Annotated in this window: 20 protein-coding genes, 1 tRNA gene and 1 pseudogene; 13 read left to right on the top strand and 9 right to left on the bottom strand. The window is 73.2% G+C overall.

Annotation, left to right across the window (positions count from 1 at the left end; genetic code table 11):
• Window positions 1-115: 115 nt before the first annotated feature.
• Window positions 116-2,200, top strand: coding sequence for a SpoIIE family protein phosphatase (locus ACZ58N_RS00255; RefSeq protein WP_471153678.1), 2,085 nt, complete (start codon window positions 116-118; stop codon window positions 2,198-2,200).
• 36 nt (window positions 2,201-2,236) lie between these two features.
• Here the strand turns inward: ACZ58N_RS00255 and ACZ58N_RS00260 are convergent, their stop codons facing one another.
• Window positions 2,237-3,187, bottom strand: coding sequence for a class I SAM-dependent methyltransferase (locus tag ACZ58N_RS00260; RefSeq protein WP_471153681.1), 951 nt, complete (start codon window positions 3,185-3,187; stop codon window positions 2,237-2,239).
• Between the two features lie 78 nt (window positions 3,188-3,265).
• Here ACZ58N_RS00260 and ACZ58N_RS00265 point away from each other — a divergent pair, with 78 nt between their 5' ends.
• Window positions 3,266-3,850 carry a helix-turn-helix domain-containing protein gene (locus tag ACZ58N_RS00265; RefSeq protein ID WP_471153683.1) on the top strand — a complete coding sequence of 195 codons (585 nt, stop codon included), beginning with the start codon at window positions 3,266-3,268 and terminating at the stop codon, window positions 3,848-3,850.
• Window positions 3,851-3,921: 71 nt separating this feature from the next.
• On the opposite strand, the gene ACZ58N_RS00270 is transcribed toward ACZ58N_RS00265, so the two are convergent.
• The 3 genes and pseudogenes from ACZ58N_RS00270 to ACZ58N_RS00280 form a co-directional block, all read right to left on the bottom strand.
• The gene (locus ACZ58N_RS00270) at window positions 3,922-5,130 is read right to left on the bottom strand and encodes a cytochrome P450 family protein (RefSeq protein ID WP_471153686.1); all 1,209 of its coding nucleotides are present in this window, start codon (window positions 5,128-5,130) and stop codon (window positions 3,922-3,924) included.
• 146 nt (window positions 5,131-5,276) lie between these two features.
• Complete coding sequence (locus ACZ58N_RS00275) at window positions 5,277-6,494, bottom strand: hypothetical protein (RefSeq protein WP_471153689.1); 1,218 nt, start codon at window positions 6,492-6,494, stop codon at window positions 5,277-5,279.
• A 62-nt stretch (window positions 6,495-6,556) separates the two neighbouring features.
• A pseudogene (locus tag ACZ58N_RS00280) lies at window positions 6,557-7,241 on the bottom strand (TetR/AcrR family transcriptional regulator C-terminal domain-containing protein).
• Between ACZ58N_RS00280 and ACZ58N_RS00285 the strand changes: the two are divergent.
• Entirely contained in the window at window positions 7,240-7,476 is a 237-nt protein-coding gene (locus tag ACZ58N_RS00285; protein WP_471153691.1) for a hypothetical protein, read from the top strand. The pseudogene ACZ58N_RS00280 and the gene ACZ58N_RS00285 sit on opposite strands and share 2 nt — an antisense overlap.
• Window positions 7,454-7,527, top strand: a tRNA-Met gene (locus ACZ58N_RS00290). Before ACZ58N_RS00285 ends, ACZ58N_RS00290 begins: the two co-directional genes overlap by 23 nt.
• Window positions 7,528-7,645: 118 nt before the next feature.
• Here the strand turns inward: ACZ58N_RS00290 and ACZ58N_RS00295 are convergent.
• The 4 genes from ACZ58N_RS00295 to ACZ58N_RS00310 form a co-directional block, all read right to left on the bottom strand.
• On the bottom strand, window positions 7,646-8,677 hold the full coding sequence (locus ACZ58N_RS00295) for a hypothetical protein (protein WP_471153694.1): 1,032 nt from the start codon (window positions 8,675-8,677) through the stop codon (window positions 7,646-7,648).
• Window positions 8,678-8,790: 113 nt separating this feature from the next.
• Window positions 8,791-9,195, bottom strand: a complete 405-nt coding sequence (locus ACZ58N_RS00300) for a VOC family protein (RefSeq protein ID WP_471153695.1) — start codon at window positions 9,193-9,195, stop codon at window positions 8,791-8,793.
• A gap of 516 nt (window positions 9,196-9,711) precedes the next feature.
• Entirely contained in the window at window positions 9,712-10,143 is a 432-nt protein-coding gene (locus ACZ58N_RS00305) for a VOC family protein (RefSeq protein ID WP_471153697.1), read from the bottom strand.
• A gap of 172 nt (window positions 10,144-10,315) precedes the next feature.
• Window positions 10,316-11,503, bottom strand: a complete 1,188-nt coding sequence (locus ACZ58N_RS00310; RefSeq protein ID WP_471153699.1) for an MFS transporter — start codon at window positions 11,501-11,503, stop codon at window positions 10,316-10,318.
• A gap of 574 nt (window positions 11,504-12,077) precedes the next feature.
• Here ACZ58N_RS00310 and fusA point away from each other — a divergent pair.
• From fusA to ACZ58N_RS00350, 8 genes are all read left to right on the top strand, one after another.
• Window positions 12,078-14,156, top strand: coding sequence for an elongation factor G (gene fusA / locus ACZ58N_RS00315; RefSeq protein ID WP_471153701.1), 2,079 nt, complete (start codon window positions 12,078-12,080; stop codon window positions 14,154-14,156).
• 700 nt (window positions 14,157-14,856) lie between these two features.
• Complete coding sequence (locus ACZ58N_RS00320; protein ID WP_471153704.1) at window positions 14,857-16,740, top strand: glycoside hydrolase family 15 protein; 1,884 nt, start codon at window positions 14,857-14,859, stop codon at window positions 16,738-16,740.
• Window positions 16,741-16,930: 190 nt separating this feature from the next.
• Entirely contained in the window at window positions 16,931-17,878 is a 948-nt protein-coding gene (locus tag ACZ58N_RS00325; RefSeq protein ID WP_471153705.1) for an ABC transporter ATP-binding protein, read from the top strand.
• The gene (locus ACZ58N_RS00330; RefSeq protein ID WP_471153708.1) at window positions 17,875-18,861 is read left to right on the top strand and encodes an ABC transporter permease; all 987 of its coding nucleotides are present in this window, start codon (window positions 17,875-17,877) and stop codon (window positions 18,859-18,861) included. Before ACZ58N_RS00325 ends, ACZ58N_RS00330 begins: the two co-directional genes overlap by 4 nt.
• A 55-nt stretch (window positions 18,862-18,916) precedes the next feature.
• Window positions 18,917-19,375, top strand: a complete 459-nt coding sequence (locus ACZ58N_RS00335; RefSeq protein ID WP_471153711.1) for a GntR family transcriptional regulator — start codon at window positions 18,917-18,919, stop codon at window positions 19,373-19,375.
• A 113-nt stretch (window positions 19,376-19,488) separates the two neighbouring features.
• Complete coding sequence (locus ACZ58N_RS00340) at window positions 19,489-20,370, top strand: MetQ/NlpA family ABC transporter substrate-binding protein (protein ID WP_471153712.1); 882 nt, start codon at window positions 19,489-19,491, stop codon at window positions 20,368-20,370.
• The gene (locus ACZ58N_RS00345) at window positions 20,367-21,404 is read left to right on the top strand and encodes a methionine ABC transporter ATP-binding protein (RefSeq protein ID WP_471153715.1); all 1,038 of its coding nucleotides are present in this window, start codon (window positions 20,367-20,369) and stop codon (window positions 21,402-21,404) included. The genes ACZ58N_RS00340 and ACZ58N_RS00345 overlap by 4 nt, the downstream gene beginning before the upstream one ends.
• Entirely contained in the window at window positions 21,401-22,063 is a 663-nt protein-coding gene (locus ACZ58N_RS00350) for a methionine ABC transporter permease (protein ID WP_471153717.1), read from the top strand. Before ACZ58N_RS00345 ends, ACZ58N_RS00350 begins: the two co-directional genes overlap by 4 nt.
• 66 nt (window positions 22,064-22,129) lie before the next feature.
• Here ACZ58N_RS00350 and ACZ58N_RS00355 read toward each other — a convergent pair whose 3' ends face one another.
• The gene (locus tag ACZ58N_RS00355; RefSeq protein ID WP_471153720.1) at window positions 22,130-22,666 is read right to left on the bottom strand and encodes a hypothetical protein; all 537 of its coding nucleotides are present in this window, start codon (window positions 22,664-22,666) and stop codon (window positions 22,130-22,132) included.
• Window positions 22,667-22,817: 151 nt separating this feature from the next.
• On the opposite strand from ACZ58N_RS00355, the gene ACZ58N_RS00360 reads away from it, so the two are divergent.
• The gene (locus ACZ58N_RS00360) at window positions 22,818-23,603 is read left to right on the top strand and encodes a 3-hydroxybutyrate dehydrogenase (RefSeq protein ID WP_471153723.1); all 786 of its coding nucleotides are present in this window, start codon (window positions 22,818-22,820) and stop codon (window positions 23,601-23,603) included.
• Window positions 23,604-23,636 lie beyond the last annotated feature (33 nt).

The raw sequence follows: 23,636 nt of genomic DNA on the forward strand, positions 1-23,636 counted from the left end.
AGGACGCGGCCCGCGGGACCGGATCCGGCGACCGGCCGGGCGGTGGGGTGCGGCACGCCATCGAAGGGGGTCGGTGCGACACGGGGCTGAGGCTGCCCGAGAGGGCGGGTACGGAATGCACGAGGAGCCACTGGCGGATCTGATCAGCCACGCCGCCCAGGACGCGGGCGGATGGCTCGGTGCCCTGCAGGTGGCCCTGCTGGCGACCAGCGGCGACGGGACGATCGTGCGCTGGAACCAGGGGGCGCAGCACCTGCTGGGATACCTGCCGCCCCAGGTGTTGGGACGGCACATCGCCGATCTGCTGCACCCGGGGGCCGACCGCAGCCTGGGCCGTTCCCTGTGGGAGACGGCGGCCGGCGGGCACGGCGTGATGGGGACGGTCACCGCGTGGCACCGCGACGGTCATCCGTTGGAGTTGGAGATCTGGGCCTGTCCCGTGCCCGATCGGCGTGACGGCGCCTCGGCGGTCCTCGTGTTCGCGGCCGACGCGCACGCAGCGCGCCGCATCAGGGGGTCGTCGGCCGTCTGGGACGGGCTGTTCGCGCGCTCGCCGGTCGGCATCGGCGTGCTCGACACCCAGCTGCGGTTCCTCCAGGTCAACCCGGCCCTGGAGGCGATGAACGGGCTGGCGGAGTCCGCGCACGTCGGCCGGCGGCTGGCCGAGGTGCTGCCCGAGGTGAACGCGGGCGACATGGAGGACGCGATGCGCCGGGTCCTGGCCACGGGCGAACCCGTGCTGGACCGTCGCCGCACGGGTCGTACGCCGGCCGACCCGGAGCACGACCACGTCTGGTCGTGCTCGTACGTGCGGGTGGAGGATCCCGGTGGCCGGCCGATCGGTGTCATCGCGTCCCTCCTCGACATCACCGAGCAGCAGCGCGACCACACCGAGGCGGAGGCCGGGCGGCGCAGGCTCGCCCTGCTCAGTGAGGCCAGCGCCCGCATCGGCGCCAGCCTGGACCTGGAGCGCACCACCCAGGAGCTGGCCGACCTGGCCGTCCCGCACCTGGCCGACGCGGTCACCGTCGACGTCCTGGACGCACTGGCCGGGGGCCACGAGCCGGGCATGGGACTGACCGGGGGCGTGGCCCTGCGACGCCTGGGCAAGGCGCCACTGACCGCGTCCGCGGTCACCAACATCCTGGCCCCGCTGGGCAGGACCCTCACCTTCCCCTCGGCGGCCCCGTACACGCAGGCCCTCGGGGCCCGGCAGCCGTTCCTGGTGGCCCGGTTCGACGAGCGGTCCATCGCCCCGGCCGCGCGGCACTCCCCCAAGCCCGAGCAGCTGCTCAAGGCGGGCGTCCACTCCTTCATGATGGTGCCGCTCACCGCCCGGGACGTGGTCCTCGGGGTCGCGACCTTCTACCGCACCCGGCCGGTGGGGCCCTTCGGGTCGGACGACGTCACCCTCGCGGGTGAGCTCGCCGCCCGGACCGCCATCAGCATCGACAACGCGCGGCTGTACCGGCACGAGCACGAGACGGCCGTGGTCCTGCAGCGCAGCATGCTGCCGCAGCACGTCTCCCCGCCGCTGGGCATCGAGACGGCCCACCGCTACCTCGCGGCCAGCGACGTCAACGAGGTCGGCGGGGACTGGTACGACGTCCTGCCGCTGAGCGGCGGGAGGGCCGCGCTCCTCATCGGTGACGTCATGGGCCACGGCATCGCCGCCGCGGCCGTCATGGGGCGACTGTCGGCCACGGTCCGTGCGCTGGCCCGCCTCGACATGCAGCCGACGGCACTGCTCCACCAGCTGGAGGCGACGCTCGCGGACCTCGCCGAGCCGATGCTGGCCACGTTCCTGTACCTGGTGTGCGATCCGGCCACCGGTCGTTGCAGTGTCACCCGGGCCGGGCACCCGCCACCGGCGGTGGCGGAGCCCGACGGCACCGTCTACCTCGTCGAGACCCCGCCCGGGGTGCCGCTGGGCGTCGGGGGCGTCGACTTCACGACGACCGACTTCACCGTGCCCCTGGGCAGCCTCCTCGTCCTCTACACGGACGGCCTGGTGGAGGCCCGCAACCACGACATCGACGAACGGCTGGGCGAGCTGACACGGCTGCTCACCGAACCGGAGCAGCCGCTCGACCACCTGTGCGACACGTTGATCACCCATCTGGTGCCGGCCTCCGCCGACGACGACATCGCCCTCCTCACCGCCCGCATCGGCACGGTCCGGCGGTCCGCACCGGGCTGACCGACCCACCGGGCGCGCAGCCGGCCGGTGGCGCGGTCAGCGGGTCGGGCGCACCCCGGTGAAGACCGTCCCGGCGGACAGCAGGAAGGCGTCGGGGCGGCTCATGATCCCGGCCTCCGAGGCGGGGTCGGTCAGGACGCCGAGCGTCCTGCCGTCCTCGGGGTCCAGGGAGTCCAGCATCTTCTCCCGCAGTCGGCTCAGGTGGTCCTGGAGGAAGGCTCGGGCCGGGGCCGCCAGCGGGGCGGGGAGGTCGAGGAGGGTGGTGAAGGCACCCACCGGGCCGAGGCCGGCGCGGCGGAGCATCGCCGGCCAGTCCTCGATCAGGGCGGCGCTGCCGGGCAGTTCGGCGCGCATGACGGAGAACCAGTACTCCAGGGCGGCGTCGAGGCGGGCCTGGAGACCCGGTGCGCCGAGGCCGATGTCGCGGGGCAGGAAGCGCATCGGCAGCCCGGCCTCCGCGACGGCGAGCACGCCACCGGGCCGCAGCAGGGCCGCGAGCCCGTCGAGTGCCGCCTGCTGGTCACCGAGGTGGTGGACGGCCTTGCTGCTCCAGATGAGGTCGGCGGCGCCGAGGCCGTCGAGGCCTTCGGGCAGTTCGGCGTGCCGGACGGTGACCCGCCCGCCGAGCCCGAGCCGCTCGGCGCGGGCCAGCGTGTGGTCGAGCAGTGCGGGGGTGGCGTCCACGGCGACGACCTCGGCCTCCGGGAAGGCCTCCGCGAGGACGCAGGTCATCACGCCGGGGCCACTGCCGACGTCCAGGACGCGCCGGACCCGCGTCCCGGAGTCGGCGAGCAGTTCCCCGAGGCGGTTCGCCGTACCGCGCAGGACCGGGAGCTGGATCTCCCCGTTGGTCTCCAGTTGGACGGCCATGGCCGCCCAGTCGACGTCGGTGCCGTGGTCGTGACCGTGGGCGTGGCCCCGGTCGGGGGCGTGGCCGGGGCCGTGGCCGTGCCGGTGGGTGGGTCCGGAAGCGCTGTGGGTGCTCATGTGCCGGAGCCTGCACCCCACCGGAGCCCGACGGCAAATAATGTTGCTGTTTTCGGGACGGCGGAGTGAAATGCCCTCATGGACAACCCAGCCCCCTACCGCGCGGTCCTCGACGAGGTCGCCCCCAGGCTCCGCCGGCTGCGCACCCAGCGCGGCCTCACCCTGGCCGCCCTCTCCGAGGAGACGGGCATCTCCAAGAGCACGCTGTCCCGGCTGGAGTCCGGGCAGCGCCGACCGAGCCTGGAGCTGCTGCTCCCGCTGGCCTCCGCCTACCACGTGCCGCTCGACGACCTGGTCGGCGCCCCGGAGGTCGGTGACCCCCGGGTGCGGTTGACGCCCCGCCCGCTGCCGAACGGCGGGACGGTCGTTCCGCTGACCCGCACGCCGGGTCCGCTCCAGGCGTACAAGATGCTCGTCCCCCACCGGGGAAGCGAACCGGAGCTGCGTACGCACGAGGGCTACGAGTGGCTGTACGTGCTCGACGGTCGGCTGCGGCTCGTCCTCGCCGAGCACGACCTGATCCTCGGGCCCGGTGAGGCCGCCGAGTTCGACACCCGGCTCCCCCACTGGTTCAGCAGCGCGGACGAACGGCCCGTGGAGCTCCTCAGCCTGTTCGGCCGGCAGGGGGAACGCATGCACGTGCGTGCGAAGCCGAGCGGCTGACACCGGCGTCGTCGTCGGCCGGCCGACGGGCGTACCCGCCCCGGCCGACCGGACGGCAGGGGGCGCGCGGTTCACCAGCGCACGGGCAGTTCCCTGACTCCCCTGAGCAGCATGCCGGGCAGCCAGTCCGGTTCGATCGCCCGGGTGTCGCGGGTGAGTCCGGGGAAGCGTGCCAGCAGGGAGCGCAGCGCGATGCGGCCCTCCATCCGGGCCAACGGGGCGCCGAGACAGTGGTGCAGTCCGTGCCCGAAGGCGATGTGGCCGCGGGCGTCGCGGCGGATGTCGAACCGGTCCGGCTCCCGGAAGCGCGCGGGATCGCGGTCGGCGTCGGCCATGGCGATGAGGACGGCCGAACCGGCGGGAATCACGACCCCGCCCATCTCCACGTCCTCCAGTGCGAGCCGTTCGGTGCACGTCTCGACCGGGCCGTCGTAGCGGAGCATCTCCTCGATCGCGCCGTCCAACAGGCCCGGGTCGGCCCGGAGGTCGGCGAGCTGGTCGGGGTGCGCGAACAGGGCCCGCATACCGTTGCCGATCATGTGGACGGTGGTCTCGTGGCCGGCGATCAGCAGGAGCAGGCTCATCCCGATGAGCTCGTCCGGCGAGAGGCTGTCCCCGCCCTCGTCGACGGTGTGGATGAGGCCGCTGAGCAGGTCGTCCCCGGGTGCGGCGCGCTTGGCGTCGATGAGGGAGACAAGGTAGCGGGGCATTTCCTCGTAGGCGGCCGCCTCGGCCTCGGGGCTGGTGCGGGCGACCATTTCGTTGGACCACGCGCCGAACGCGCCGCGGTCCAGTTCCGGGACGCCGAGCAGTTCGCACATGACGGTCATCGGCAGCGGGAAGGCGAACGACGCCACCAGGTCGGCGCCGCGGTGCTCGTTCGCCTCCATGGCGTCGAGCAGTTCGTCGGCGATCTGCTGGATGCGCGGCGCGAGTGCTTCGATGCGGCGGGTCGTGAACTCCCTTGCCACCAGGCGACGCAGCCGGGTGTGGTCCGGCGGGTCGGACATCAGCATGTGGGCGAGGCCAGGCTGGTCCTGGGCGGTGTTGATGATCCGGCTGAGGTCCCCGGACCCGCGCCAATCACGGCTCAGGCGCGGATCGGTGAAGGCGGTGCGGCAGGCGTCGTGTCCGACGACCAGCCACATGTCCCGTCGGTCGGGTGTGCTGACGTGGTGGACCGGCCCGCGCCGGCGCAGGCTCGCGTAGACCGGGTAGGGGTCGCGGACGAAGTCCGGGCTGAGATCCAGCAGGTCGACGACCGTGGGCTGGGATGACATTCCATTCCCCCTGAATCGAATGCGGGCCGATACCTGCGCGACTGCGCGGCATTCCCACAGTAGCCACGGCGTCGACGCGCCCGCCGGTCACCCCGTTGGCGTCGTCACACCCTCCGCGACCGGCGCCGGCTCCGCTCCCACGGGGGTCAACCACCCGCCCCGGTACGGCTCGACGGCCGGTTCAGGAGCAGCATGCGCTGCTCCGCGAGGCGCAGGTGGTCGGGGTTCGGGTGCGGCAGGGAGCGCAGGAGGTCGAGGAGTTCGAGTCCGGCTCCGGTGGCCGTGTCCGGATCCTTGAGGCGGGTCCAGCAGTGGAGCGCCCCGGCGGCGGCGGCCCGGACCTCGGGGGCGCCGGCGGGCTGTCGGGTCAGGCGGGTGCGGCCCGCGGTGAGCCACAGTCGGGTGGCGAGCGGGAAGTCGCCCGCCATCCGGGCGAGGTCGGCGCGGATCTCCAGCCATTCGAGTGCCTCGTGGGAGGTCGATCCGCGGGTCCGCAGGACGTGTTGTTCCCATTGCAGGGCGAGGTCGGCCGCCTCCGGGTGCCGGCCGGAGGTGGCCAGGGCGTGGATCCGGGCGCGCGGATCCCGCTCGGGTACGGGGGGATCGGCCGCCGGTGGCGGTACGGGAACCCACGCGTCCGCACCGGTACCGCGCGCCCCGGCCGCGGGCGGTCCGGCCGGCCGGGGGTGCGCGCCCAACGCGCGGGCGGTCGGCAGGACGAGGGAACCCGGCGGGAGCGCGGCGGCGCCCACGGCGAGGGTGTGCAGGCGCAGGTGGTCCGGCCGGGTGGGGTTGCTGTGGAGCTGGTCGATCCAGTTCCGCGTGTAGCTGCTCACCGCGGTGCCGCCGCCGACGGTTCCGGGTGGGCGGACGACGCCGTACACGTCGACGGTGGGTGTGCCGGGCGGGCCGCCGTGCTCCCTGAGCAGCGGCCAGGCCGCCTTGTCCGCCACGAGGTCGAGCAGCAGGGTGGTCGACCCGCGCGGACGGTCGCGCAGTTCACCGCCGAGCCATTCCCAGGGCAGGGCGGTCCAGCGGACGGAGGCGTTGGTGGTACCCGCCAGGGCGAGGTGGAGTCGGCGGGCGCGACGATCGACGGTCAGCCGGCCGGACAGGTAGACGAACAGCGGTCCGGGGGTGGCCGCGGCCGTGCGCAGGCGCATCAGGACGGTGTTGGGGTCCCGGACCCCGTCGAGGTAGGTGGTGTCGGCGGGGGCATCGCTGTTCAGCAGTCCGGCGACGGGGACCACTCCCAGCGCCGCCAGGTTGGCGCTCGGCGCGACCTGGACGGCCCGTCGGCGCACGGCGGCGTCGCCCGCCACGAGAAGCACGTGTCCCCGCTGCCGCGGACCCTCGATCTGCATGCACGAAAGGTACTCACACCGAGGGCCGCGCGGCGCCGGCCGGCCGCTCCGCGGGTGGCGGATCAGTCGGTGTCGAGGCCGTCGACCAGTCGGTTCAGGAACCGCTCGAACGTGGCTCCGGGGGTGACGGACCGGGCGGGCGCGTTCAGGACCTCGGCGAGTTTCGGGGTGGTGGCCGTCGGCCGCGACGGCGGCCAGATAGCGGGCCTCCGCCGCCATCCGGTGCGGCGAACCCGCCGCGGCCCGCTGTGCGAGTTCGTGCGCGACGTGCCCGGAGACGAACCCGGTGAGCTGGGCGAAGACTTCCAGTCGCGCCGCCGCGTCGAGCCCGGTGGGGCGCAGCGCTGCGAGGGCGTGTTCCAGGAAGGCGAGGGCGTGGGGGCCGAGCGAGCGGCGGCCGTGCAGGGCGGCGGGCAACCAGGGATGACGGAGCATCAGGGCGCGCTGGAGGTGGGCGATGGCCTTCAGGTCGGCGCGCCAGTCGCCGCTCGGCGACCCCGGGGCGTGCAGTTCGGCGTTGACCCGGTCGGCCATCAGGTCGAGCAGGGTCTCCTTGTCCGGGGCGTAGCTGTACAGCGACATGACGCCGGCGCCGACCTCGGCCGCGACGCGGCGCATCGGCGGACGCGCGGAGGTCTTCACGCGCCTGTGCGACGTGGACCCCCGGGGCCGCTCGACGAACGTCTGCGACGGGCCGGCCGTACGGCGGTCCGACGACGCGGCGCCCGCGGCGGTCACCGCCTCGATGGGCCACACCGCGTACCGCTTCGCCGCCGGTCACCGCATCCGCTGGCAGATCAGCGCCGCCCCGGACCCGACGGCCGGCCCCACCGGCGGCGGCGCGGTCGGGCCGGTGCGGATCACCGTCCACGCGGACTCGTCGCTGATGCTCCCCGACGGCGTTCCCGGTGACGTGGTCACCGGCACCCCCCGGGGTGCCGTAGGGTTGGCTTCACCGACGCGGGGTGGAGCAGCTCGGTAGCTCGCTGGGCTCATAACCCAGAGGTCGCAGGTTCAAATCCTGTCCCCGCTACTGCCCGGGAGGGGCCCGGATCCGTTCGGATCCGGGCCCCTCCCGTTTTGCGTGGCCGGTGCGGGGCTCCCGGCGGCGACCGGACCTGCCGAGGCGTCGCGCCGACCGCGGTGGCGGGCTACTGGATGCTCCAGCGGGGCGGGTGGTCGGGATCGTCGGGGCAGGCGAAGACGTTGAGTTCGCCCGTGCGGCCCACGGTGACCTCGGTCGGCAGGGCGAAGGGGTGCGGGGGCAGGCCCTTCTCCTCCAAGGGTCTCCAACTGTCGCTGCCACCGTCCCACTCCGTGCTGTCGACGGTCAGCAGCAGGCGCATCGGGGTGGCGCAGGTCGGGCAGTCCATGGGATACGGGTCGGTGGCGTGCCAGGAGGCGAAGCCGCCGACCCGCCAGCCCGGCGGGATGGACAGGTCGTACTGGTAGGCCACCGGCGCCGCGGCGTCCTCGTCCGCCGATTCCTCGGCCTCCTCCTCCAGGGCCTCCTCCCAGGCGTCGATCCGGGCGGACAGGTCCTCGGGCAGGAGCCCGATGTATTCGTATGTGGTCACCTGCTCCGGATGCAGCACGCACGGCTCCGGCACGTACCCGTCGTAGCCGACGAGCCGCGGCTGCGGAGGCTCGGTCAGCACGTCGGTGACCTCCCACGACCGGCGTCGGCGAAGGTCGAGCAGCATTCCGGAGCCGCTCGGGCCGTGGGCGTCGAACGGGCACCAGAACACCTGGAGCAGATCGCAGTCGTCGGCCCATGCCGGCAGGTCCGGGACGTCCCTCCGGTACAGCTGGGCGAGGGCGATCAACGGCAGCGGACCGGCTTCCGCGCCCTCCTCGACGTGATGGCGCCGGTCGAGTTCCGGGAGCAGCAGCCGTTCTTCGTCCGTGAGCCCGGGGTTCGCTTCCCGGCTCCATGCGGCCGCCACCAGGTGCCGTCGCCGGTGGATGTCCGCCGGGCGCCGACCGGACGCGTGGCCGTGGGGCTCGGTGCAGACCGGCCAGGCTTCGTCCGAGGGCCACAGCATCGGACCGCCCACGGAACTCCGGGTCGCGTCCGGGCGCCCCGGGCGTGGGTGGAGCCGGGTGGTGGTGCCCCGGTGCGCATTCAGTTCCGGGAAGAGCTCCTCGACGTCGAGCGGGCGCGGCGGTGTGGTTCTCGGCATGGATGCGACTGTACGCAAGCCCACCGGTCCGCTCGTCGGCGGACCTCGTTCCGTCCGTGGACCGGAGCACCGGACCGGTTCGGCGTCCCCCTGGTACAGGCCCTGAGGGGGATTCAGAGAGTGGGGAGCTCGGGGGCTGCGGGGCGGCCGGCGAGGGTGAACGAGTGACCGGCGGGGTCGCTGAACAGGCGGGTGTCGTGCGGGCCGTCCTCGACGTCGGTGGCGATCGGGCGGGCCCCGAGGGACACCGCCTCGCGTTCGGCCTCGTCGAGGTCGGCGGGGTCGACCAGGATCCTCAGGTGCGCCTGCTGCGAGTCCTCGGGGCGCGGCCAGCTCGGCGGTGCGTAGCCGTGGTCCCGGCGCACGGCGAGCCGAACGCCGGCGGCGCCGATGACCTCGACGATGTCGGGGCTGTCGCCCATCCGTACGTCGGCGTCGAGGAGTTGGGCGTAGAAGAGGGCCAGGGCCTGGGGCTCGGCGCAGTCCAGTACGAGAACGCTCGTCTTCTTGACCGTCATGGGCCGCGTCTACCCGCCGCGCCCGCCGGCATGCGGCGCGGGGTGGGTGCCGGGGGATTCCGCCGGAGGGCGAGGATGCGTCAAGAACGTTGTTCGGTAACGCCGTTGAGGGATCCCGAGTCGCGAGCGGGCCGATGGCCGTCGGCGCCGTCCTGCGCCAGGCTCTCGCGCAGTCGGGTGTGGCGAGACCCTGGTGACGTCGCCCTGGCCGTACTCCCGCTGCCCTGCGGCCGTCCGCGACGGCGGCGGGAGCAGCCTCGGCTGTTCGTGGAACCGTAGCGCTGCCGGCCGGACCTCGCGGCCGGTGCGGGACGAAACGGTGGCGGGCATGCGGTCTCCCGGGCGGGTTCGGGGCAGTTGGCCGAGGGTGGGTGGTGAAAGCGGCGTCGGACGCCCGACGGTCGGGCGGAACGTCCACCACGCGCCCTCGGCCCGGGTGCGGTGACGCCAACCCCTGACCCGCGGGTCAGGGGCAAGTCGTCGTCCGCGGTCGCGCCCGGGAGGGCCCGCGCCCGGTCAGCGTTCGGACAGGTCCGAGGGGGCCTCCTGGACCACCCAGCCGTTGCCGTCGGGGTCCTCGAAGGTCAGGAAGGAGTTCCAGGTCGCGCCCCTGCCCTCTTCCCAGCCCGTCTCCCCGACGTGGCGGACCGGGGAGACGACGACGCCCCGGGCGACGAGTTCCGCGCGGGCCGCTTCGATGTCCGTGACGCAGATCTGCAGCCCGTGCAGGGTGCCGGGGGCCATCTGTTGGGTGCCGGGGGCCGCGGGCATGCCCTGCAGCATCGCGATCGAGCAGCGCGATCCGGGCGGTGTCAGCTGGATGATGCGCATGCCGGGCGCGACCTCGTCGTCGAGATCGACCTTGAACCCGACCTTGTCCGCGTAGAACTCCTTCGCTCGGTCCATGTCGGTGACGGGGACCGGTACGACTTCGAGCGTCCAGTTCATGCAGGGTCTCCTCGTGTCACGCCAGCGGGTCGGTCCGGGCCGACGGCCCGGGTGCGGGGGGCGGTTCCACGGTGTCCCACGAACGCCCCGCGCGCACGCCGCAACGCCGCCGGCCCGGCCGGATCGTGGTGAACGCCTGCCGCGGGAGCAGGCGTTGCGTTGCGCCGGGGCGTCAGCTCGCGGGGACCGGCCGGCGGAGCAGGTAGACGCCGGCGGTGGTGACCAGAACGGCCATGCAGGCGATGAACACCAGCCCCGCGCCCTCCAGGCCCATCGGACCCGTCAGGAGGCCCACGCCGATCACCGGGACGGAGATGCCCGTGTACGCCACCACGAACAGGGTCGAGATCACCGCCGCCCGCCGGTCCGCGGGGGATGCCGCGGCCACCGCGGACAGGGCACCGCGGAAGGCCAGGCCCTGCCCGGCCCCGCCGACGAGCGCACTGAGCACCACGAGGGACAGCTGGTCCCACCACAGCGCGCCCGCGAGCAGCGCGAGCCCGGCGAGCAGACCGGCGCAGCCCAGCGGCAAGGAGCGCCCCACGCCGACCCGGCCGACGGCGAGCTGTCCGGCGGTCGAGGCGAAGAAGGCCAGGGCGACGACGAGACCGCTGACGGCGCGGTTGTGGACGTCCAGGGATTCGGCGAGGAACGCCGGACTGACCGAGGTGAACACCCCGAACAGGGCGAACCCCACGAACGCTGCGATGGCGGCGGGCCCGAAGACCGCCCGTACCCCTGAGGGCAGGGCGGGTCGTTGGGGACGTACGGTGCTCAGCGGGCGCCGCTCGCGCACGGTCTCCGGGAGCCTCAGCAGGATGGCCGCGGACACCGCCACCAGGGCGAGGTGGACGACGAACGGTAGTTGGAGGGGGTGGGCCGCGTACTGCGCGAGGATCCCGGCGAGGAGCGGACCGCAGCCCAGGCCGCCCATGTTGGCCGCGGTCGCGACGAGCGTGGCCCGGGAGGAGCCGTCCCGGGGGGCCAGCTCCATCACGTACGCGGTCGCGGCCCCGGTGAACAGGCCGGCGGACAGGCCCGACAGCAGCCGTCCGGCGTACAGCCAGCCCATCGCGTCGGCGCACAGGAAGCAGACGGCGCTCGCGGCGGCGAAGCCGAGGCCCGCCAGCAGGACCGGGCGTCTACCGACCGCGTCCGAGGCATTGCCGGCGAGGAGGAGGACGCCGATGACTCCGAAGGCGTAGACGGCGTAGACGACGGTCACCACCAGCTCGGAGAAGCCGAACTTGTCCTGGTAGAGCCCGTAGAGGGGGGTCGGCAGGGTGGTGCCGGCCATGCACACGGCGAACACCGCCCCGGCGAGCACGCACTGACGCCATCTCCGACGGTCACCGTCCATGCCGCCGACGGTAACCCCGGCCCGCCGTCCCGGGCGGGCACGTCGCGTCCGGCGCGTCGGGAAGAGCGCGCTTCCGCCTGACGGGCCACCAGGACGGTTCGCAGCGAGGCCGGGACGGTGCGGTCGGGGCGTCCGACGCGGTTGCGCGGGGCCCGTTCGGGGTGCCGGTACGCCGGTGATCGGGGCGCGGCGGAAAATGCCGTGCCGTGCGGGCGTCCGGCTGCCTACACTCGCCGTGCGCGCCGCCGATCCGGGCCCGGCGCGCCCGACGCCGAACGAAGAGAAGGGGAACCGGGCCATGTGCACGTACCGCACCGCCGCCTTCGTTCCCCCGTCCCGTTACGACGTGATCCCGGTGTCTCGCACCGTGCGGTGCCGGCCGCGCGGCCGTCACCGTATGCCCGTGACACACCTCTAGGCTCCGACCTCCGTCCTTCCCGTTCCCCCGCTCCGCCCTGCCGGGTTCCGTCCCGGTCCGGGCCGGCCCGTCGGGGACGGGGCACGCGGGTGGGTCCGTACGTGGTCCGGGAATCGCGCCGATCCCCTCATCCCCTCGTTCGAAAGGCCTCGGGCCATGCGCACCGACCGGCGTTCCACCGTCCCCTTCTCCCCCGCCCTCACGACCCTGCGCAACCTCGGGATCCTCGCGCACGTCGACGCGGGCAAGACCACCCTCACGGAGCGGATCCTGTTCAGGACCGGCGCGGTCCACAAGCAGGGCGAGGTCCACCGCGGCACCACCGTCACCGACTACGACCCCCAGGAACGTGACCGCGGCATCACCATCTTCGCCGCGGCCGTGAGCTGCGTCTGGGAAGGGCACCGCGTCAACCTGATCGACACGCCCGGTCACGTCGACTTCGCCGACGAGGTCGAGCGGTCCCTGCGGGTCCTGGACGGGGCGGTCGCCGTGTTCGACGCCGTCGCGGGCGTCGAGCCGCAGAGCGAGTCGGTGTGGCGGCAGGCCGACCGGCACGGTGTGCCCCGGATCGCGTTCGTCAACAAACTGGACCGGGCGGGCGCCGACCTCGACGCGGCCGTCGCCTCGATCCGTGACCGGCTCGGCGTGGTACCGCTCGTCGTCCAGCTGCCCGTGGGACAGGAGGACGACTTCCGGGGCGTCGTGGACCTCGTCCGGATGCGGTCCCTGACCTGGCACGAGGGCGACGACACGTACCGCACCGGGCCGGTGCCCGAACCGCTGCGGGAGGAGGCCCTGCGGCGGCGCCGGCTCCTGGAGGAGACCGTCGCCGAACTGGATCCGCAGGCGTTGGAGGAGTTCTGCGCGGTGTCCGCGCTGAGCGCGGCGACCCTGGTCCGCGCCCTGCGGGGACTGACGCTGCGGGGCGAGGGCGTGGTGGTGCTCTGCGGTTCGGCGTACCGCAACCGCGGGATCGAACCGCTGCTGGACGCGGTCGTGGCCTATCTGCCGTCCCCGGCGGACATGCCCGCGGTGCGCGGCACGGCCGACGGGGGCGAGGTGGAGCGGGCGCCGGATCCGGCGGCGCCGTTCGCGGCCCTCGCCTTCAAGGTGACGGCCACGGCGACGGGGCGGCTCACCTACCTGCGGGTCTACGCGGGGACCCTGCGCAAGGGCGCGTCCGTACTGGATCCCGGTACGGGCCGCACGGAACGCGTCGGGCGGATCCTGCGGGTGCAGGCCGACCGGCACGAGGAGACGGAGGAGGCGGTGGCGGGTGACATCGTCGCCGTGATCGGCCCGAAGGCGGCCCGCGCGGGTACGACGCTGTGCGCGCCGAGCGCCCCCGTGCTGCTGGAACCGCCCACGGTGGCGGATCCGGTGGTGTCGGTGGCGGTGGAGGCGCGGCGTGCCGTCGACACGGGCCGGCTGTCCGTGGCGCTGGCGCGGCTGGCGGAGGAGGATCCTTCGCTGGTGGTCCGGTCGGATGCGGAAACCGGTCAGACCGTGCTGTCGGGGCTGGGCGAGCTGCACCTGGAGGTCGCGGTGGAGAAGATCCGCAGTGGGCACGGGGTGGAGGTGGCGGTCGGTCAACCGCAGGTCTCCTACCGGGAGACCGTCGTGCGCGGGGTGGCCGGTCTGGTGCACCGGCACGTCAAACAGGACGGTGGCGCGGGCCAGTTCGCGCACGTCGTCATCGACGTGGAGCCGTTGGCGGAGCCCGGTTTCGAGTTCCGGTCGACGGTCGTCGGGGGGCGTGTGCCGCAGGAGTACGCGCGTGCCGTTGAGGCGGGCTGCCGGGACGCCCTCACCGAGGGGCCGTTGGGCGGTTTCCCGGTGACGGGGCTGCGGGTCACCCTCACCGACGGGGCGACCCACTCCAAGGATTCCTCGGAGATGGCGTTCCGGGCCGCGGGGCGCTTCGCCCTGCGCGAGGCGCTGCGGGCGAGCACGGTGGAACTGTTGGAGCCGGTCGTGGAGGTGACGGTGACCGTTCCGGAGGACGGTGTCGGTGGTGTCCTCGGTGACCTCGCGTCCCGGCGGGGCCGGGTCAGCGGGTCCACGGCCGGCGCCGGGACCGCGGTGATCACGGCGACGGTGCCGTTGGCCGAGCTCTTCGGGTACGCGTCCCGGTTGCGGGGCCGGACCCGGGGGCGGGGCACCTTCACCACCCGGCCCACGGGGCTCGCGCCGGTTCCGTCGTCGGTCGCGGGCGCGGTCCTGACCCGTTAGCGGCGGGCGCCGGGGCCCCGCACCCCACCCACGTCCGGGGGGGGGGTGGCGGGGCTCCGGTTTCCGGGCGCCCGCCCGGGGGGTGCGTCCGCCGGTCGAGTGGCCGGAGGCGGGTGCCGAGTTGCTTTCCGATGGACGCCGTGCGGCCGGAGGAGGTGTGTTCGGGGCCGTCGATGGTCAGCCGGCGCTCCCGCCCGGTCAGTTCGGTCCGGGTCTCGTGCCGGGTGCGGTCGGGGACGCCGGGCAGGTGAGCGGTCCTGCCGAGCATCGAGGAACGGAAGGTCCGGGGGGGACGCCGTTGGGGGGCGGTCGTTCCCGTACGTGTCGACCACGTCCGGTGGCGGCCGTAACGGCCGCCAGGGTGCGCCTCCTTGGTGTTCCCGCTGTCCTCGGGGGTGTCCTCGCGGTGACGTTCCGCCTCGGCTGTGGGCGCTCGGTCGACGATCCGTTGACCGAGCGCCAGGACCGGGTCCCGCACCGGCCATCGGCCCACGGTGGTACGCCCGTACACCTCCTGCATCCGTGGGATGACGTCGGTGGTGGAACCGCTTGGACGCGGTTCGTCCAGACGGGGCGGGTTCCGGCGCGGCCGGGCGATCTTCCGATGGTCCGATGGTCGTTCGAGGCACCCTCTGAAAGGAGCGCGCCACCACCCATGCCCGTCTCTCGTTTGACGTCCGGATCACCCGAAGGGAGAAGCATGGTGCGTACGAGGTCCACCGCGTTGGCCACTGCCCTGCTGTCGACATTGTTGTGCGCCGCCGGCGGGCCGGCGAGCGCACGCGACGGAGTTCCACCGGACGGGCAGGCCCAGCACGACGCCGCCCTGCTCGGCATCGCGACGGCCGGTGGGGCGGCCGCGCAGGAGTTCAGAACGTCCGACGCCCGCCTGTCGCGGGTGAGTCTCTACCTGAGCAGCGGCGCCGCCACCGGCCGGGTGCGGATCGAGGTCCGCAGCGCTCGCGAGGACGGCGGGTCCACGATCGCCGCGCGTACGGTCGACGTGGCGGAGCTGGGCGGCGCCGGCGCCGGCTGGCTGGAGGTGCCCCTCGACGCCACCCTGAAGCCGCACACTCCCTACTACCTGTTCGCCCAGGCCACCACCCCGGACGGCAAACCGGTCGTCTGGCACGGAACCCGCCGGGCGGAGGTCGGGGCGCCGGTCAGCTGGCGGCACGACGGGGCGACGGACAGTTGGGAGCCCGTCGAGGAGCGGCTGGCGTTCCACGTGAACCCGACCGGTGAGGAGCGGTGCGGCGAGACGGAGCCCTGTTACGTGCCCGCCTCGGACCGGATCGCGCGGACCTCGGGCCTGCTCTCCAACGGCACCGCCGTGGAGGCGGTGACTCCGGAGTTCGCCGTGGGCGCCGGATACGTGGAGGGCAGCAACGTGCTGCGGCTGCCGTCCGGGCGGTGGCGCTACCTGCCAGCGGGTGCGGCGACGTCCGTCGTCGTCGAGGCGGACGACGCCGGCGCGCTGGAGCAGATCGCCGAGTCCCGGGCCTGGCTGGCTTCGGGCCGGATCCCGGGCGCCGCGGGAGCGCGGCGGGCGAGTGCGGAGCGGGCCCTGCTGTCGATGCGGGCGCTGCTGCGGCCGAACGGTTCGTTCGCGGCGGCCTGGTCGTCGTTCTGGGACTTCTCGTGGCCGCGCGACTCCAGCTTCGCCGCGGCGGCGTTCGCGCACACCGGGTACGACGAGGAGGCCTACCGGATCCTGCGTTACAACGCGCAGACGCAGCGGCCGGACGGCACCTGGGAGGCCCGTACGCTGCTGGACGGTTCCGGGCCGCCGGACGACCGGGAGTGGCAGCTCGACGGGAACGGCTGGGTGCCGTGGGCCACCTGGCAGTGGTACCGCACGGCCCCGCAGGACGGCCGCGCCGCACGGTTGGAGGCCCTCTATCCGATGCTCCGCAAGGCGGCCGACCACACGGCGGGCAGCCTGGACGCCGACGGTCTGCCCCCGGCGTCCCCCGACTACTGGGAGCTGGCGACGGAGACCGCGAACATCGGCACGGCCGCGCCGCTGCTGGCGGGGCTGAACGCCGCCACCGACCTGGCCCGCGGGCTCGGCCGGACCGAGGACGCCGCCCGTTGGGCGGACGCGGCGAAGCGCCTGTCCGAGGGGATCGCCGCCCGGTTCGCGCCGCTCGGGTACCCGCGGACGGCCGACGGGCTGAACGGCCGGGACAGCGCCGTCGGGTTCATGGCCCCGCCGTTCAACAACGCTCCCGCGGATCTGCCCCGGGCCCTCGACGACACGTACGCGGCGCTGCTGCGCCCGAACGGGGGCGTGGTACCCGGCGACGACCCGGACGCGCCCTGGGGGAACATCACCTGGACGGCCAGCACCTCCTTCTTCGCCCTCGCCTGGGCGGGTACGGGGCGACGGGACAAGGCCGACGCGGTGGTGGACTGGGTGTTGTCCAAGCGCAACGCGCTCGGCGAACTGCCCGAGACCGTGAGCGTCGACGGGCGGCCGAAGGCGGTCGTACCGCTCGGCTGGACCGACGCGATCGTCGTCCTCGCGCTCCTCGGCACCGACGGCACCCCGCTGCCGACGCCGCCCGCCGCCCGTCCCTGATCGGACAGCGGGCACCCCGCCCCTTCACCCGTCCATTCGACCGTCGTACTTCCGGATCCGGTGGCGCCGGCCCGCGTGGGACCCTCCCCGCGCGGGCCGGTCGCCGCCGGATCCACTCGTTTGACACGACCCGACCCTGAGTCCATTATTCCACTACTCATCTAGTGGATTTGTGGAAAGGGGGGACGCCGTGCGCCGTACGACCGATTCCGACACGGCCGACTACCCGTGGGCCGTCGAGGCACACGGGCTGGGCAAGAGGTACCGCGGGGGGTGGGCCCTGCGGGAATGCAGCTTCCGGATTCCCGCCGGCCGCATCGCCGCCCTGGTCGGACCCAACGGCGCCGGCAAGAGCACCCTGCTCGGCCTCGCGACCCGGCTCGTCGAGCCGACGGCCGGCGAACTGAGGATCTTCGGCCTCCCCGTCGGCTCTCCCGACACCAGGACCCGCTGGGCGTACCTCGGCCAGGACAAGCCGCTCTTCAAGCGGTTCACCGTGGCCCGGACCCTGCGCATGGGACAGGAACTCAATCCCGGCTGGGACCCGGAGGTCGCCGAACGGATCGTGCGCGCCGGCAACGTTCCGATGGACGCGCGGATCGCGGACCTCTCGGGCGGTCAGCACACCCGCGTGGCCCTCGCCCTCGCCTTCGGCAAGCGGCCCGAACTGCTGCTCCTCGACGAGCCGATGGCAGATCTCGACCCGGTCGCCCGGGACGAGATCGGTTCGCTGCTGCTCGCCGAGGCCGCCGAGAACGGAACCACCGTCCTGCTCTCCTCGCACCTGCTGAGCGAGATCGAGGACATGTGTGACCACCTGTTGGTCCTCGCCGACGGGCGCGTGCGGATGGCGGGCGACACCGACGAGCTGGTCCCCCAGCACACGGTGGTGACGGGCGTGACCGACGAGACCGGCGCGCTGCCCGCCTCCCTGGGCACCCACACCCTGATCGAAGCCCGCACGTCCGGGCGCCACTTCACCGCCCTCGTGCGTCGACAGGGGTGGATCGGCGGCGAATGGCAGACGTCCGAGCCGAGCCTGGAGGAAGTGCTGCTGGCCTACCTCCGCTCGCCGCAGGCTCCGGCCCTGCTGTCCCCCACCTCCGTCCCCGACCACCGAGAGGACCACGCCGCATGAGCACGCTCGCCCAGGGCTCCGCGATCCGCAGCCGCAAGCCGTCCGGTCCCCGCGCGCTGCGCGGACTGGCCTGGCTCATGGTCCACCAGCACCGCGCGGCCCTCCTGTCCTGCCTCGTGATCACCCTCCTCGGAGCGGCCTGGATCATCTACCAGCGCGGAGCGATGCTGGATTCCCTGCACGCCGCCGGCTGGCCCGCCAAGTCGGTGGACGCCCTCCCCTCGGACCTGACCAACCGGGTGGCCAACGACCTCAACTCCGCCGGAGGGACGCTGGGCGCCCTCCCCATCCTGCTCGGAGCCTTCCTCGGCGCACCGCTGATCGCGGCGGACCACGAGAACGGGACGGGACGGCTCGTCGTCACCCAGTCGGTCTCGCGGCTCCAGTGGCTGCTGGCCAAGATGTCCTTCGCCCTGATCGTGGTGACCGTTCCGGCGGCGGTCCTGAGCCTGCTCTACGGCTGGTGGTGGAGGTCCCTGGGGGCCGCCGCCCCCAACGACTGGCTGTCCGGGGCACTGTTCGACACCACGGGTCCGGTCCTGGTGGCCACCACCCTGTGCGCCACCGCGCTCGGCATGGCGGTCGGAACTCTGGCGCGGCGGGTCACGCCCGCCATGGTCGCGACGTTCCTGATCGCGGGCATCGGCCTGACCGCCGGCTCCGCCTTCCGGAACGAACTCGCCACGCCGCGGCGGCTTGCCTGGCCCCTCGACGGCGCCACGCCGGCCGCACTCGACGGCGGGGTCGAGGTCGACCAGTGGGTCGGTACCGCGTCGGGCAAGCTCCACGGCTGGTCCACCTGCGTCAGCGACGCCTCGCCCGAGAAGTGCCGGAGCGACCTCGGCATCGTCAACACCGTCCGGGACTACTTCAACCGCGATCAGATGGTGGGCATGCAGTGGACCGCCACGGGACTTCTGTTGGTACTGACCGCGCTGTTCCTGGGGGTGTGCGTGGTACGGGCACGCAAGGGCCGGCTGTAGGTCGGCGAGCACCTAGGCTGAGCGAAAAACTACGAGGATCAAGGAGGCGGGCACCGTGGTCGTGTTCCGCATCGAACGACGCAGCGGCCTGCCCGCCTACCTCCAGATCGTCCACCAGGTGGAGCAGGCGCTCCACATGGGGGCGTTGACCGAGGGCGACAAGCTGCCCACCGCGGCGCAGGTGGCCGCCACCACGAAGGTGAACCCGAACACCACCCTCAAGGCCTACCGGGAACTGGAGCGCTCCGGACTCGTCGAAGTCCGGCAGGGATCCGGCACCTTCATCACCCGGACCCTGGCGACCCCGCGAACCGCGCCGGAGTCCCCCGTACGGGCACGGCTGGGCGAGTGGATGCGCGAGGCGCGCGAGCAGGGTCTGACCGCGCAGGAGGTCACCAGCCTGTTCGACACGGTGCTGGGCGAGGAGTACCCGGCGGGCGTACCCGGACCCGCGCACACTCCCCCGGCACCGGCCACTACCCAGGCCACTGCCCCGGCCGCACCCATCACCTGAGATTCATTGCAGGATCGTGAATACGATCTTTCAAACCAAGTCAATAACGGGATCCATGCCTACTGTTCGTAGGTACCTCGCTCGACGCGTTTCGTCTACCACTGGATCCCACGATGCTTGCTGAATCCCCGCGCCACCGCGCCCTCCTCGCCCTCGCGACGTCCGCCACCGTACTCGCGCTCCTCGTCACCGGCTGCGGAGCCGGCGACTCCGACGAACGGCGCATCCGGGTGGGCGTGGCGGGCGACTCCCCCGAGTGGGACGTCCTCGCCACGGAGGCGAAGAAGGAGGGGCTCACGGTCGAGACCGTCGTCTTCGACGACTACTCGCTGCCCAACAAGGCCCTCGGCGCGGGCGACATCGAGCTCAATGCCTTCCAGCACCTGGTCTTCCTCGCGCAGTCGAACACCGAGAACAAGACCGACATCGCACCGATCGCCGCGACCACCGTCGTACCCCTCGGCCTCTACTCCGAGAAGCACAAGGCGCTCGCGGACCTCCCCGAACAGGCGGAGATAGCACTGCCCAACGACCCGGCCAACCAGGGCCGCGGCCTGCGGGTGTTGGAGCAGGCGAAGCTGATCGAGCTCAAGAAGGACGCCGGGCTGTTCGCCACCCCCGACGACATCACCGCCAACCCCAAGCGCATCAAGCTCACACCGGTCAACGCCCAGCAGACTCCCCGCACGCTCAAGGACACCGACGCCGCGATCATCAACGACGGGGTCGCCGAGCTCGCGGGCATCAAAGCCGGGACCGCCCTGTTCAAGGACGATCCGGCCGGCCCGCAGGCCGTTCCCTACCTGAACGTCATCGCCGCCCGCGCGAACGAGAAGGACGACGCGGACTACGCGAGGATCGTGAAGCTGTACGCGTCGAAGCCCGTTCAGGACGAGGTCCGCCGCACCAGCAACGGCACGGCCCACCACATCGAGCTGCCCGCCGTCGAGCTCAGGGCCGAGCTGGACCGCGTCGCGAAGCAGCTGGGGCGGTGACCGCCGCCGTCGAACTGCGCGACGTCCACAAGGAGTTCCCGGGCGGCGCCCGCGCCGTCGACGGCGTGAGCCTGTCCGTCGCGGCGGGCACCGTCCACGGCGTCGTCGGCCACAGCGGCGCCGGCAAGTCGACCCTCCTGCGGCTGGTCAACGGCCTGGAGGAGCCGACGTCGGGCAGCGTCCTCGTCGACGGCCAGGACCTCGCGGCGCTCGGCGAGCGCGCGCTGCGTCCGATCCGCCGCGATATCGGCATGATCTTCCAGCAGTTCAACCTCTTCCGCTCGCGCACGGTCCTCGGCAACGTGCTCTACCCGCTGCGCCTCGCCGGAACGGATCGCGCCGCCGCCCGGGCGCGCGCCGAGGAGACGCTGGACTTCGTCGGGCTGTCCGGCTACGGCAAGCGCCATCCCGAGCAGTTGTCCGGCGGGCAGCGCCAACGCGTGGGCATCGCCCGCGCCCTGGCCACCCGTCCCAAGGTGCTGCTGTGCGACGAGGCCACCTCGGCCCTGGACCCGCAGACCACCCAGGAGGTACTGGCCCTGTTGCGCCGGGTCAACCGCGAGCTGGGCGTCACCATCGTCCTGATCACCCACGAGATGGAGGTCGTCCGTTCCCTGTGCGACCGGGTCTCCGTCATGGAGGACGGCCGGATCGTGGAGAGCGGCGAGGTCTACGAGCTGTTCGCGCGGCCGCGCCACCGCACCACCACCGCGTTCGTCCGCTCGGCGCTGCACGGCGAACCGGACGGCCCGCTCCTGGACCGGTTGCGCGCCCGCCACCCGGGGCGGCTGGTCACGGTTCCGGTGGTCGACGGGGCTCCGCCGTTGGAAGGCCTCTCACCGCTGCTGCGCGCGCACGGCGTGGACTTCTCCCTCGTCCACGGCGGTGTCGGCGAGGTCCGCGGCAGACCCCTGGGCAGCGTGACCATCGCGCTGCGGGGTGAGGAGGCGGCCGTGGAGGCGGTGGCCGCCGGACTCGCGGCGGGCACGGCAGGCACGGCGGCCGGCGCGGGCCGGGAAGCGGGTGTCGCGTGAAGGCCGACTGGAGCACCTTCTGGCCCAAGGTCGTCGAGGCGACCGGCGAGACCGTCTACATGGTGCTGATCACACTGGCCCTGTCCACCGTCGGCGGCCTGGTCGTCGGGCTCTCGCTGTACGCCACCCGCAAGGGAGGTGTCCTGCCGAACCGGATCGTGCACGCGGTCCTGGGCACGTTCATCAACGTCATCCGCCCCGTCCCGTTCATCATCGCGATCGTGGCCCTGGCACCGGTGACCCGGGCGGTGGTCGGCACGATGATCGGAACCGATGCGGCGATCTTCCCGATGACGATCGTGGCGACGTTCGGGATGGCCCGGATCGTCGAGTCGAACCTGCTGTCCGTCGAACCGGGCGTCATCGAGGCGGCCCGCTCGATGGGGGCCGGCCCGCTGCGCATCCTGCTCACCGTCCTGGTGCCCGAGGCCCTCGGGCCGCTCGTGCTCGGGCTGACCTTCATGCTCGTCGCGCTCATCGACTTCTCCGCGGTGGCCGGGACGGTCGGCGGCGGCGGGGTCGGCAACCTGGCCATGACCTACGGCTACCTGCGGTTCGACACCTCGGTCATGGTGGTGACGGTACTGGTCCTCATCGGGCTGGTGCAGTCCGCCCAGTTCCTCGGGAACCGGCTCGCACGCCGGATCCTCAGGCGCTGAGCGCGACCGCCCCCACCACCCGCGGTCCGCCCCCGGCAGGGCCCTGTCGTCGATCGACGACAGGGCCTACCAGCAGTCCATGCGCGATCCGTCGGTCGACGCCTCGGCGAAGAGGTGGATCCAGACCCGGGACGCGGAGCCGGCCGGCGCCGGGCCGGGGTCCACGCCGTAGAACTCCCGGAGATTGGCGGGTGTCTCGAAAGCGACGGTGACGCTCGGCCGGTCCGGGGACTCGTAGCAGGTGAGGGGGGTCCGGCCCGCCACCGCCGCCCCAACCCGCCTGGGCGGGTGCCAGCCGGCCGCCGGCAGTTCCCGCGCGTAGTACGCCTGCACGTCCTCGGCGCTCCCGTCGTACACGTACAGCCGGTCCGCGCTCAGCCAGGCGTCCCCGCTGTCGTCGGTGCAGGTGGCGCTGTCCGCCGAGCCGCCACCGACGGGCGTGGCCCCCGGTGGGTGCAGGTCCAGGGCCGACAGCTCGTCGAGGGCCGCCACCTCGGGACCGGTGCCCTCGCAGGTGGTGAAGGGCGAGAGGAAGGAGCATCCGCTCAGCGCCGCCCCGAAGAGCACGGTCGCGAGCAACAGTCGCAGTCCCATCATGTTCATGGCGGAATTATGACCCCCGTCGACCGCGCGCCAACGACCGCAGCGGGACCGGAACGCGGACACCGGTGGTGGCCGCGGCCATGTCCCGGGCCCCGACTGTGGCGGCGGCGCACATCGGCAGCCCGGGGCGCCCGTCCCTAACGTTCGGGTCATGACGAACGGATTCGGTGGAACGACGTCCGGGCCCCCGGCGGGCTCACTGAGCGGGCGTACGGCCCTGGTGACCGGCGGCGGCAGTGGCATAGGGCGCGCCTGCGTCGAGGCCCTGGCGGACGCGGGGGCCTTCGTCCACGTCGTGGACGTCGACGCACGGGCCGCCGCGGAGGTGGCCCGGCGGGTGGACGGGCGGGCCCACACCGCGGACCTGGCCGATCCCGCCGCCGTCGCGTCCCTGCCGGCGGAGCTCGACGTCCTGGTGAACAACGCCGGACTGCAACACGTCGCGGCCATCGAGGACTTCCCTCCGGAGCTCTTCGACCGCCTCCAGAAGGTGATGGTCACCGCCCCGTTCCTGCTGCTGCGCCGCACGCTGCCGCACATGTACCGGCGCGGCTGGGGCCGGATCGTCAACATCTCCAGCGTGCACGGTCTGCGGGCGAGCCCCTTCAAGTCCGGTTACGTCGCCGCCAAGCACGCCCTGGAGGGCCTCAGCAAGGTCGCCGCCCTGGAGGGCGCGCCGCACGGCGTGACGAGCAACTGCGTGAACCCCGGGTACGTGCGCACACCGCTCGTGGAGCGACAGATCGCCGCCCAGGCGGAGGCCCACGGGATCCCGCCGGAACAGGTCGTCGGCGAGGTACTGCTCCGCGGCTCGGCCATCAAGCGGCTGATCGAACCGGAGGAGGTCGCGGCCGCCGCCCTGTGGCTCTGCGGCCCGCACACCGACCACGTCACGGGCGCCTCGCTCCCCATGGACGGTGGCTGGACCGCCGCTTGACCCACGCCCTCCCGGCCGTGGGCGGTCCTCCGA

It is taken from the genome of Streptomyces sp. NPDC040432, from assembly GCF_055595445.1.